Genomic DNA, 13,220 nt, shown 5'->3' on the forward strand with positions numbered 1-13,220 from the left:
AAATGGTAGCAGCAAATGAATGGAACCCGGAATTTGAAGAACAAGAAGGAGAAGTAGGGGGTCCGAAAATATTCGGTATATCACTCAAAGACCCCAGATTTCTCGGAGCAGTTATTGGCGTTGTCGGGTTAGGAGCAGCAGGATTTTTAGGATATAATCAGCTCAAACCAGCCATTGAAAAAAGTGCTTTATTAAGAACAGAAATACAGACAGCACAAAACACCATAAAAGAACAGAAAAAACAAATAAAAGAACGACCAAAAGCAGAAGCAGCAATGGTAGAAGCTGAGAAACAAAGAGAAGACGTAACCAGCTTATTTGCCAGTGAAAAAACCATGAAAACTCTGCTGTACGATATGAATAAGCTAATCGATCAAATTAATACAGGTATTAATGATGAAGACCGACAAGCCAAAATGATTAAATTTCAACCAGTAGAGTCAAAAGATGGCAACTATATAGTTAAGGATAATTCATTAGGACCACTGGTAAATGGTAAATTAAAGCGACGAGAATTCAAAGTAGAATATGAAGGAACTTATGCCCAAACAAGAGCCTTTATGATTGCTTTGGAACGAATGCAAACATTACTGGTAGTAAAAAACTTAAAAACTAAACTACAGCAAGGAAATCAAATTATCGAAGTTGAATGGAGACAAAACAGATTTGTACCAGTCAGCCAACCAGAAAGTAGACTCAGGACATCCTTTGATATGCACGCTCTGTTGGCCTTAAGCGAACAAGAATCATTGGCTAAACCAGAACCAGCCAAACCAGAAGAGCAATAAAATAAAAATTCACATAATTTACCAAATATTATGGTATTATATCTTCTTATATTTATGTAAATTTGAAAGCTAGTGCTGAAAAGGGTGGGAAAGTAGAAAAAAGAAAAAAGAAAAAATTAAAAAGCGATAGATCCAACTTTGATGTCGGCAAGGGGTCTCCCGTTATACATAAGTTAACGGGAGGAGAATTGCCGACCAACAAATAAACCGCGTAGCGTCCACTTAGAGCTTGCATTGTGTGCTTTTTTTGTGTTATTTAGTGATTAAATCAGGAGTAGCGGTAGTACGCACCTGAAAAAACCATGAAAACAAATAGCGAGTATGGGTTTCAATTGGCGAAGTTAAGCGTCAACCCGTGAAAAGGTAAAACTCTTAAGGGAACTTTCTGGATTACAGAACTGTTTAGTATAAGAAGGCGGTGGGTCTCCGAGTCTCTGTCTGCCGAGGGTTAAGTGATTACACTCCCTGTGTTTCGCTCCGCGACATGTAACGCGCAGCGTTGCGCCAGCAAAGCAGAAAGCCCGCGTCCGTGAGGTTGGGAAGCCTACATAATAATCTTTGATTTGATGTAGGAGAACGTCACAGCTGTGGATAAAGCTCTATACTCTAGCCAAACACATAAAAAACGACGGGACAGAGTTAGCTAGGCGGATTTATCTCCTGGTTGAAGAACGACTTGCGGGTTTTCACCCGAAGTAAAAATCTACTCTAAAAGTAAGCTCACAGGTAGATTATTGTCTACATCGAGGAGTCTAGAAGTCTGTTAGGCTGGAAGCCAAAGTGGATTTGTCCCTTTTACAGTGTTTTTTTACACAGAATCCAGGGTATTTAAACCCCTGGAGATGTCAAACCAACATTTTCCTAATCATGGCCTAGCGTGGAGTGAGGACAGTGAAACAGCAAATTTCAATTAGTAGTGGACTCTTAAGTGGGGTAGCTGCGGTAATTATCGCCCAGACACCAGCCTTTGCAGTTACACAAATAACCCAAGTTCAGTTAAGTTCCGTAGAAGGGGGCATGAATATTGTCCTAGTGACAAACAATGGCGATCGCCCCGAAGTTTTCTCAGTAAATAGAGAAAACTCTTTCGTTGCAGACATAATCAATGCTCAACTAAGCATACCCGAAGGCAACAAATTTCGGAAAGATAGTCCAGCACCAGGCATAAAATATGTAGAAGTAATGCAGGTAGATGCCAACAGCGTGCGAGTAGTCATCGCAGGTACAAAAAATAGTCCCAGAGGCAGAATTATCCAAGGGGGGGGGCGAGGAATTATTCTGAGTGCTGTTGCCGGTTCAGGAGAAGTAGCTCAAGCATCTGCACCTAAACCTAATAGCTTTCCCCCACCCTCAGAAGCATCTGAACCTGATCCCCCACCTGTACAACCGGAACCTACTGTAGTACCTCCAAGAGAAACCACCAGCTCCCAAGAATCAAAGGTATTATTACCTGATTCTGAACTAACAGGAGATGGTTTCCCCAGCTTACCAGGACAACCATCCCCCAGTGAAGTCCCTCCCTTTCAACCACGAGCAGTAGCACCACCAGTAGGTGACATAGCAGTATCAAATATTAATCCCTCAGTAGAAGTTATAGATTTAGGCACACAAGAAAGAATACCTCGTTTAGTCTTGCGAGATGCTCCCGTCAGAGATGTTTTAGCTTTATTAGCTAGAGCTGCCGGGTTGAATGTAGCCTTCAGTTCAGGTGGGGAAGAAGAAACTGGACCTAGTATCTCTCTGGATATTGAAAATGAGTCCGTTCAAGATGTTTTTAACTATGTTCTGCGTCTCAGTGGTTTACAGGCCAACCGAGTAGGAAATACAGTATTTGTGGGACAAGAGTTACCTACAGAAGCCAGAAATGTTGTAGTCCGTTCTTTCCGCTTAAACCAAGTTACTGCCCAAGCTGCTGCAGGTTTCTTAGTTAGTATGGGAGCTGAAAGTGCTATTGTTACAAGTCAGCCAGTAACCCAGGTCAATACAGTTAATATAGCCGGAACTAATCAGGCAATTACAAATACCGAAACAATTGAAAGAACAGTTGTTCAGCCACTACGCTATGAATCCCAAAATGCTCCTCAACTATTGAAGGGTTTACAAGTAGTAACTGATAGCCGACTTAATAGTATAACTTTAGTAGGGCCACCACAACAAGTAGAGATTGCTGCAGCCCAACTGGTACAGCTAGATTTACGACAAAGGCAAGTAGCTGTAAACGTAAAGGTTATAGATATTAATTTAGCAGCAGATGAAAACTTTAATAGTAGTTTCTCTTTCGGAGTTAACGACAGTTTCTTTATTAACGATAATGGGGCAGCATCTCTGAACTTTGGCAGTCTCCAACCTGCTACTATTACACAACAAAATGCTAGTCCTCTTTCTCGTCCTGTAACTAATAACCCACTTGCTGGAAACGACCCATTCTTTGATAGCCAACGTACATTTGACGTTCCATTTACAGGTATCCCTAACGTTAATCAAGGTAGAGGTACTTTCCTCAGACCAATAGCTCCCACAACAGGCGAACCTACAAGAGTTGGGATTACAGATTATGAACCATCAGAAATAGAAGTTACTGACGATGGAATATTGGAGGTAGAACTAGGAGAGGCAGAATTTGGCTTATTCCCCCAAATTTTGTATCCAAGGCGATTTCTTGGTCAACTCAGGGCTACTGTTGAAAGTGGTAATGCTAAAATTCTCACCGATCCAACTTTAGTGGTTCAGGAAGGAGAAATAGCTAGTGTCAGACTTGTAGAAAATATTGTCAGAAGTATTGACAGTAATTTTACAGATGATGGAGGTACGCAGCGAGAAACTAGAACTGTTCGGTTTGAAGATGTAGGTCTAACCCTAGCTATACAAGTGGAGAGAATAGACGATAATGGCTTTGTGACTGTAACAGTAAATCCAGAAGTGAGTTTTATTACCCAGAGGATACCAACAGATGCTGATAATGAAAATGAATTTGGTACAGAAATTGCCAGACGTCGGGTAGAATCTGGCAGAATTCGCATACGAGATGGACAAACTCTGATTATTTCTGGGATTATTCAAGAGCAAGAAAGAACATTAATAAATAAAGTGCCTATTTTGGGTGATTTACCTATAATTGGTTCCCTCTTCCGCAGTAGTCAAAATGAAAATCAACGAGCAGAGACAATTGTACTACTAACACCTCAAATACTGGATGATGGCGATCGCTCTTCTTGGGGTTATCGATTTAATCCTAGTCCAGATGCTTTGCAAATGATGGAAAGGGGTCAGCCAAGACCACGTTAAGGTTAAGTGTCAGGGATGGTCTATATTGATTGATTTAATTTGAACCATCCCACTTTGGTCGATAAAAAAACTCAAACGTCTTAGTTTTGACTATCTCAGAAAACCAGATTCTACTAATCAACCAATGGAAATTTTTGATTTTATACTTTGCAAAAAGTTTTTCAACCCAGAGCGCTTCAGAGAATAATTGGGAGCAAAGGAGAAAGACTCCAACGTCTTAGTTTTTGTGATGAATCCTAGGAAACCAGACTCCTCTCATCTCAACCAATGGAAATTTTTCATTCTAGGTGAGCAGATAGTCACAGTCAAAAGCCTTTGAACCCAGAGTGCTTTCCAGAATGATTAGGAGCAAAGATGAAAAACTACAACGTTTTAGTTTTAGTAACTACCTCACAAAACCAGACTCCCCTCATTTCATACCAATGGAAATTTTTCATTCTAGGTGAGCAGATAGTCACAGTCAAAAGCCTTTGAACCCAGAGTGCTTCACAGAATAATTGGGAGCAAGAATGGAAAACTACAACGTCTTAGTTTTATTAACTACCTCACAAAATCAGACTCCCCTCATTTCAACCAATGGAAATTTTTCATTCTAGGCGAGCAGATAGTTAAAGACAAAAACCTTGGAACCCAGAGTGCTTCACAGAATAATTGGGAGCAAGAATGGAAAACTACAACGTCTTAGTTTTAGTAACTACCTCACAAAATCAGACTCCCCTCATTTCATACCAATGGAAATTTTTCCTTCTAGGTGAGCAGATAGTTAAAGACAAAAACCTGTGAACCCAGAGAGCTTCACAGAATGATTGGGAGCAAAGATCGAAAACTACAACGTCTTAGTTTTGATCCAGGCTCACAAAATCAGACTCCCCTCATTTCAACCAATGGAAATTTTTCATTCTAGGCGAGCAGATAGTTAAAGACAAAAACCTGTAAACCCAGAGAGCTTCACAGAATGATTGGGAGCAAAGATCGAAAACTACAACGTCTTAGTTTTATTAACTACCTCACAAAATCAGACTCCCCTCATTTCATACCAATGGAAATTTTTCCTTCTAGGTGAGCAGATAGTTAAAGACAAAAACCTGTGAACCCAGAGTGCTTCACAGAATGATTGGGAGCAAAGATCGAAAACTACAACGTCTTAGTTTTTATGACTATCTGAGAATAACCAGACTCCCCTCATTTCAACCAATGGAAATTTTTCCTTCTAGGTGAGCAGATAGTTAAAGACAAAAACCTTGGAACCCAGAGTGCTTCACAGAATGATTGGGAGCAAAGATCGAAAACTACAACGTCTTAGTTTTAGTAACTACCTCACAAAGCCAGACTCCCCTCATTTCATACCAATGGAAATTTTTCATTCTAGGCGAGCAGATAGTTAAAGACAAAAACCTTGGAACCCAGAGTGCTTCACAGAATGATTGGGAGCAAAGATCGAAAACTACAACGTCTTAGTTTTTATCCAGGCTCACAAAGCCAGACTCCCCTCATTTCATACCAATGGAAATTTTTCATTCTAGGCGAGCAGATAGTTAAAGACAAAAACCTGTGAACCCAGAGAGCTTCACAGAATGATTGGGAGCAAAGATGAAAAACTACAACGTCTTAGTTTTTATGACTATCTGAGAATAACCAAACTCCACTAAATAATAGCAATTTTTGATTCTAGATGAGCAAATAGTCACAGGCAAAACCTTATAACTATGAGTGCTTCACAGAATGAATAATAATATTTGAAGCGCCACAAAAATAAGAAAATCTGGAAAAAAAGTCCTTTAACCAATCTACAACAGTTTTTTTTCGGCCCAAAATATAATCAAAAACTAAAGAAGTCTAGAAATCTACATAAATTAAAGGTTTCACCGCTCCATATCACCCAAGCACAGATTAGAATAAACCAGTGAAAGCTAGATAGTATGGGGTTTTCAGCAAAAAAATCCTGATGCCATCCCTAAAACTCACGCTTATGATAGGCAAGAGGAGATGGGAAAGCATTATCAGTCAAAAGGTTTGAGGTTTTGGTAGGTCAAAGAAAAGGTTGAATTTAATCACAAAAAGCCTAATAGTTGAAAACCTATCAATAGTATCCCAAGACCTTGCTTACTTGAACCTTAGATTTACTTGTTGCAAACTAAACCCTGCTAGAACATTCTGTCCAAATTCAAAAGGAGTATCTCAATGAACAAAGGCGAATTAGTTGACGAAATTGCAAAAAAAGCTGATGTCACTAAAAAGCAAGCAGATGCTGTACTTAGTGCAGCCCTAGAAGCTATTATGGAAGCTGTGGCCAGTGGAGATAAAGTGACCCTCGTGGGCTTTGGTTCATTTGAATCAAGAGAACGCAAAGCCAGGGAAGGTCGTAATCCCAAAACAGGTGACAAAATGGAAATACCTGAAACTACAGTGCCCGCTTTTTCTGCGGGTAAGTCTTTCAAAGAGTTAGTTGCAGACAAAAACGGTAAATAACAATATCCAGCTTTGACTAAACCAGTACACGGAGGAAATTTAGCTTGGGCAGCCACAATAGCAGGTTGTCCAATATCTGCTATTCTTGATTTTTCAGCCAGTATTAATCCTCTAGGGCCACCTGATTCGGCGATCCATGCCATTCAAACTCAGATCGATAAACTTAGAGCTTATCCAGACCCTAGTTATCAGGAGTTAAAGAGAGCGCTGAGTTTAGCACATCCTCCTCTGACTCCAGAGTGGGTTTTGCCTGGCAATGGTGCGGCCGAATTATTAACTTGGGCAGCTCTAGATTTGTCAAAGCTGGAGAAAACTTATTTGGTAACGCCAGCTTTTGGTGATTATCGACGTGCCTTGCAAACTTTTACCACTAATGTAGTTGAATGTCCCTTAATTATCGGGCGATCGCAATTACCTCAGTTGGAAATAGGAGCTGATACTAATAAAGGACTACTTCTAAATAATCCTCATAATCCTACGGGAATATTGATGAAGCCTGAAGTAATTGTCCCTTATTTAGAAAAGTTCGGTTTGGTAGTGGTAGATGAAGCATTTATGGACTTCTTACCACCGCCTCAATTAGAAAGCTTAGTGCCATTGGTGACAGAATTTGAGAATTTGGTCATTTTACGCTCTTTGACTAAATTCTATAGTTTACCTGGACTACGTTTGGGTTATGCAATTTCTCATCCTGAACGCCTTCAGAAATGGCAACAGTGGCGAGACCCCTGGCCTGTAAATACTTTTGCTATTGCTGCGGCTCAAGCAGTTTTAGAAGACCAAGCATTTCAACGGCTAACTTGGGATTGGTTGGCAGATGCTCGTTCCCAGTTATTCCAAGGGTTGGCAGAGTTACCGGGGTTACAACCATATCCCGGTGCAGCCAACTTTTTATTAGTTTATTCACAAAAGTCTGTTGATTGGCTACAGACAATATTACTGAAACAGCATAAAATTTTAATTAGGGATTGTCTCAGTTTTCCAGAATTGGGCGATCGCTATTTTCGAGTTGCTGTCCGTACTAAAGAAGAGAATCAAATTTTACTTGATGGTTTAACAGAAGTCTTGAATTGTTGAAGAAGGAAGAAGGAAGAATGAAAAAGTGGATGGGGACTCAAACCCCAACCAATTGTCAACACCCTGTGGACAGGGGCGTATTAAACCCAAAAGAAAAAGATAAAAAATTGAATCGGTATCTGGGACTGGCGAAGATAAAGTGTATGATTTATTGATAATTCAGGAAATCTAAGTTTTGTCTACAGAGCATTCTGTAGGAAAAGTGGCGTTGCTGATTTGAGGTATGAAATTTAACCAAAGTTAAATTTTCACCCACAACATTAGTAAAAATTAGACCTATTTCTGACTCTAAAGTCACCGAAAAACTCCTTTTTACCTCCTGAGTCCTGACTCCTGACTCCTATAAAATCATATATTTAGGGCTTGCTGAAAAAGTCTTTTTGCGCTTGACAGGGAGTAGGGAGTAGGGAGTAGGGAGTAGTGAAGATTCAAGAGGAATCAGGGGTTGGGCGAAGACATACAAAGGAAAAATTATCCCTTGCCCAACTCTACCCAATTCTTACCCAAATACTCAATTTTTGACCATTCTTAGGGGAAAATATGGTACTTTTGCACTACCTAAAAAGCCTAAAACCAATATCAGTCAAGACTTTTATATTTAATCAGCACAGCAATATTTATTCAGCAACTCCGGAAAAGCTAATGGCAATAGCTAGTTGACCAACGCACACTAATAACTTGAAATAATAAGAGTATTGACTACTCCCCGGCCTAAAGGCACGGGGGTTCTAAGTATATACTACGCAACAGGATAAATCCGTGTTGCTTCGTTTATTCTTAGCTGACCAAAGATATATTCTTTGGGGACAATTTCATTGTGCCCCTACACAGTCGGCTAAGGCCAATGCCTAGCATTCTGCTTACTTTTTATTGATAATAATAGCACAGGACAACTAAAGTGGTCTAGTCTAAACGACTCCCTTGTTTTCATCCCCCGGTTAAAACACGGGGGCTTTCAACGTCGCTTTTCGGTAATTTTAAAAATACTACTTTGACTAATAGCTACTGGCTAATAATAAATATGCTTGACTACGATGTAGTAATTATAGGTGGGACAATAACAGGAATTTATGCAGCTATTACCGCAACACAACTGCAAGGTCGTGTGGCACTTGTACAACCTTCCTCTTCAGATTTTAGTAGTACCCAAGGATTTCATCACAACAAAATTATTGGTCAAATAGGAAATTTTGTTGACGATATAGACAGCAAACAACAGTTTGGTATTTATCAAGGTAATGATGATTCTGGGGATATTTGGGTTAAGTTTGAGGAGGCAAAAAAGTATGCTGATTATGTGGTTTCTAATCAATTATCAAAATATGAACCTGCAATTTTAGCAGCATTAGGAATAGATGTAATTTTTGGTGAGGGTAAGTTTGTCGATCGCCCTAATTTAGCTTTTGTGGTGAAAGGACGACATTTACGCTCGCGCACATATTTATTAGCTATAGCATCCCAACCTATAATACCACCTATTCCAGGATTAACAACTACCAAATTTATTACTCCTCAAGAAATTAAAGAAATCTCAAAACTTCCTCAAAGTTTGGTAGTTATTGGTGGAGACCCTAGTGGAGTAGAAATAGCGCAGAGTTTTTCTCGGTTAGGAACTAAAGTTACTATGGTAGTGAAAAGTTCTCATATTTTAGGTAAAGAAGATTCAGAAGCAGCATTTTTAGTTCAAGCAAAGTTAGAAGCAGAAGGTATCAGAATTATCACTAAAACTGAAGTATCCCAAGCAAGAGAAATTGATGATAAAAAATGGATTTTAGTCGGAAATGAAGGTATAGAAACAGATGAAATTCTATTAGCAGCAGGGAATAAACCAGAATTTGAAGATTTGAATTTAGCAGCGGTAGGTTTGAGGTTTAATAATCATAATTTATTGTTAAATCAAAAGTTACAAACTACTAATTCTCGGATTTATGCGTGTGGAGATTTAGTAGGTGGTTATTCATTTTCTCACATTGCTAATTATGAAGCTCAAATTGCCTTGAAAAATATTCTTTATTTCCCGATTTTTAAAGTCAATTATAATGGTATTCCCTGGGCAATATTTTCAGAACCACAATTAGCAAGAGTTGGTTTAACAGAAGAACAAGCTAGACGACGTTATGGAGAAAATATATTAGTTTGTCGGCAATATTTTAAAAGTATTGACCGGACTCAAATTTTAGATAAAACAACAGGATTTTGTAAAATTATTGGTCATCGCAATGGCAAAATTTTAGGTGTTTCTGTGGTGGGAATAGAAGCAAGTGAAATAGTTCATATTATGGCACTAGCTATTCGTCAAGGGATAAAAATAGAAGCGATCGCTGAGTTACCTCATATTTGGCCTACTGTATCAGAAATTAATGCTCAAACAGCAACAGCATGGTTAAGGCAAAAAAGAGAGGATAATCAAATAGTTAAAGATTGGCTAGAAAATTTATTTCATTGGCGACGTTCTTTTTTTTAAAGGTAAAGAAATTAGGAGTCAGTCCTCAGGAGTCATTTCAGTTATCAGTTATCAGTTATCAGTTATCAGTTATCAGTACCTCTGCAATAAGGAGGCTTGACATAAAATATGATCTTTTTTTATCCCCTTTTATCCCCTTAAAAGGGAAGACTTGAGACCAAAGTTTTTCGGTCAGGAGAGTGGGAATTATCTAGAAATATTCCGGCATTTTATGTCTGTATTTAGTGGAAATATAGAGTTTGACAACTGTATAAAAGGATTTCATATAACTACCTTTTTTTGAATTTGCTTCTCATAGCAAATTAGAAGAGTGAGAGATTTTTTTTCCAGGATAAATGTCAAAATTAGGAATAATACAAAAGAGGCGATCGAACAATGAGATAATTATTAATTATTAATTATTCAGCGGTAATAATTAGGGCTTGCTGATTAAATCTTAAAGCATTGACTGATAAAGGTTAAAGCCTTTTTTAGACCAAAAAAGTGTCAACTTTTCGGTGGAAAAAGCTCATGCATGCTAGTATTTTGGGACGATTATGGCAGAAAAATCACTCTGACAATTTTTCCGACTACCTCCTCTAAATTCCCCGTTTCTCCTGACTCCTCCCCTTACCAAAAGACTTATTCAGCAAACCCTAATTAGGAGTAGAAAGCAAGGATTAGGGAAAAGAAAGTTTTGATAACGCGAATTAAGCGGATATAATGTTATCTTTTTTTTATGGGGGGGTTTAATACCCCCACTATCTACACTATCTACAATTGTTTGAGGATTCAAACCCCATCCACTTTTTTCTTCTTCCTTTTTTTCTTCTTCCTTCTTCCTCCTTCCTTCTTCAAAATGATGATAAATTTAGAATTATATTTGAGAACCTAGTACCAATATTTGTAGAGACAAATCTCATAGGAATAACAAAATGAATAACATTGAAACTCCAATTTTTCTCAAACGCAAAGATGTAACTTTAGCCTATACATTATTAAGAATAGTATTCGGAATTAACTTCTTTGTACATGGTTTAGTCCGAATTGGAAATATGGGAGGATTTATCCAATCAATGGCAGATAGATTTCAAGAATTAGTACCAAGTTTTGTGATTATACCATTTGCTGCTGTAATTACTCCTGTAGAATTAATTTCTGGATTCCTAATAATAATTGGGTTACAAACAAGAAACGCAATTATTGCAGGTTTTCTATTAATGATGCCATTAATGTTTGGAATTTGTTTACTACAACAGTGGGATACAGCATCATCTCAACTTATTTATTGTCTAGTTTTCTTCATACTTTTAGCAGGTTGTAGTCTGAATACAATTTCTATAGATCGACTTATTCATAATAGAAATTCCTAAAAAAATAGAATTCAATAATTTAGAATGCGCGAATTTAGAATGCGCGAATTTAGAATTACCTCTCCTTGAAAATAAGAGAATTGACGAACAGGAAAATTTTTATTTATTATCCCCTTAAAAGGGGAGGCTTTAAACCACAATATTTCGGTAATTGAAGAAGACAGAAGGGAAAATTACTTATTGATTCAAACTCCAAACAATTTTAAGTACCCCTGTTGACGGTGTAGAGTCAATTTATTATCACTAGACATCTCCAATAATAAAAAATTAACTCAGTTATTGACAGAAATTATAAATTCTTTCCCCCTACTCCCTACTACTTCTTTTGGAGTAGATGTCTACTAGAGAAAAATTGTATCCTTTGAAATTTCGTAAAATGGGAACAAGATACTCCCACTACCGTACCTAACAAAAATCATAACAATGTACCACCACCGAAAAATTCTCCTCACTCCCTCACTCCCCACACTCCCCCCACTCCCCATTCCCTTTTGCTATGCTATAGGCGCCTCAGTGTAGTAATAGTTTATGTACCATGCACAGGATATTGACAGGCCAATTGCAGGTAGATTACTTGACCCTGAAAATTACTGGGTTGCCTAATCATTTACAAGGGACAAAACTCGTACACTTGACCGACTTTCATTATGATGGACTGCGACTATCCGAATGGTTGCTTTCTGAAGCGATCGCTATTACCAATGAAGTCGAACCAGATTTAATTTTACTCACAGGTGACTTTATTACAGATGAACCTGCACCTATATATGATTTAGTGTTGCGATTGAAATATCTCGAAAGTCGCGCTGGTGTCTATGCTGTACTCGGTAACCATGATGAAGAATATCCAGGTGCCAGGGATAAAGTCATTGACGCTTTTACTCGTATAGACATTCCTATTCTGCTTAACCAAGTTGTCTATCCTCTGGGTTCAGGTTTAGCTTTAGTAGGGTTAGAGGACTATTGGTCTAGTAACTTCAAACCAACTACAGTGATGGAATCTATAGATGAAGAGGTTCCCCGGATCGTCTTATCCCACAATCCCGATACCGCTAAAGTATTACAAAAATGGCGTATTGACCTACAACTTTCTGGTCATACTCACGGGGGTCAGATTAGGTTACCATTTATCGGACCTCTCCCTCAATATCGGGAACCTGTTCGCAGACTCATACCCAAATTCTTACGACCTTTTGTACCATTTATGGATAAATGTCACAGAATAGTTGAGTATTGGGAATGGTCTCAGGGGTTACATCAAATTGGAAATAACTATTTATATGTGAATCGTGGTTTAGGGACTTATTTTCCAGGCAGATTATTTTGCCCACCAGAAGTTACAGTAATTACATTGGAAATTAATTAGAGTATTTAATATGCTCTATTTTTTTTAGGATATTAATTTTGACTAACAAATTTGCCGAGATGGGTTTAATACTTATGTTTAAATCCACCTCAATTTTTTTTGTCACATTGTTTTATTCATCAGAAAATTCTTAGAATTTACCTAAAAATTTTTGATATAGAATCCGGTTATATAATATATGTTTATAATTCTATAATTACTTCAATATTAAATCACCCCTACTCCCCTACTCCCCACCCCCAAATATATGGGATAAATTAATTTTTTAGGATATACCAAGACTACTGAATAACAGTTTTGATAAGTTGCATAAACCACTACTTGATTAATATCAATTTTAGATAGTTTGTCATCTAACTTAGACCTTGCTGAATAAAATTGTAATCAATACCTGTCAACGCTTCCAGAGTTAAATATTG

Annotated in this window: 9 protein-coding genes; 8 read left to right on the forward strand and 1 reads right to left on the reverse strand. The window is 38.0% G+C overall.

The genetic code is table 11. From position 1 onward, the window contains the following. Positions 1-2: 2 nt before the first annotated feature. From F6K15_RS15440 to cobD, 5 genes are all read left to right on the forward strand, one after another. Entirely contained in the window at positions 3-788 is a 786-nt protein-coding gene (locus tag F6K15_RS15440) for a pilus assembly protein PilO (protein ID WP_293062128.1), read from the forward strand. A 62-nt stretch (positions 789-850) separates the two neighbouring features. Beyond that, a complete protein-coding gene (locus tag F6K15_RS15445; protein ID WP_293062130.1) occupies positions 851-994 on the forward strand; it encodes a hypothetical protein in 144 nt (47 codons plus the stop codon). Between the two features lie 685 nt (positions 995-1,679). Beyond that, positions 1,680-4,073: a type IV pilus secretin family protein gene (locus F6K15_RS15450; RefSeq protein WP_293062132.1), complete on the forward strand. Its 2,394-nt coding sequence runs from the start codon at positions 1,680-1,682 to the stop codon at positions 4,071-4,073. A gap of 2,181 nt (positions 4,074-6,254) precedes the next feature. Then, entirely contained in the window at positions 6,255-6,542 is a 288-nt protein-coding gene (locus F6K15_RS15455) for an HU family DNA-binding protein (RefSeq protein WP_094671573.1), read from the forward strand. A 12-nt stretch (positions 6,543-6,554) separates the two neighbouring features. Continuing rightward, positions 6,555-7,619, forward strand: coding sequence for a threonine-phosphate decarboxylase CobD (cobD, locus tag F6K15_RS15460; RefSeq protein ID WP_293062139.1), 1,065 nt, complete (start codon positions 6,555-6,557; stop codon positions 7,617-7,619). 148 nt (positions 7,620-7,767) lie between these two features. Here the strand turns inward: cobD and F6K15_RS15465 are convergent, their stop codons facing one another. Next, positions 7,768-7,917 (reverse strand): hypothetical protein, encoded by a 150-nt coding sequence (locus tag F6K15_RS15465; RefSeq protein WP_293062141.1) that lies wholly within the window; start codon positions 7,915-7,917, stop codon positions 7,768-7,770. A gap of 723 nt (positions 7,918-8,640) precedes the next feature. On the opposite strand from F6K15_RS15465, the gene F6K15_RS15470 reads away from it, so the two are divergent. From F6K15_RS15470 to F6K15_RS15480, 3 genes are all read left to right on the forward strand, one after another. Then, positions 8,641-10,083: an NAD(P)/FAD-dependent oxidoreductase gene (locus F6K15_RS15470; RefSeq protein WP_293062142.1), complete on the forward strand. Its 1,443-nt coding sequence runs from the start codon at positions 8,641-8,643 to the stop codon at positions 10,081-10,083. A gap of 914 nt (positions 10,084-10,997) precedes the next feature. Continuing rightward, the gene (locus F6K15_RS15475; RefSeq protein WP_293062143.1) at positions 10,998-11,435 is read left to right on the forward strand and encodes a DoxX family protein; all 438 of its coding nucleotides are present in this window, start codon (positions 10,998-11,000) and stop codon (positions 11,433-11,435) included. Positions 11,436-11,970: 535 nt separating this feature from the next. Next, positions 11,971-12,801: a metallophosphoesterase gene (locus F6K15_RS15480; RefSeq protein ID WP_293062145.1), complete on the forward strand. Its 831-nt coding sequence runs from the start codon at positions 11,971-11,973 to the stop codon at positions 12,799-12,801. Positions 12,802-13,220 lie beyond the last annotated feature (419 nt).

The organism is Okeania sp. SIO2B3, assembly GCF_010672525.1.
Classification (GTDB): domain Bacteria; phylum Cyanobacteriota; class Cyanobacteriia; order Cyanobacteriales; family Microcoleaceae; genus Okeania.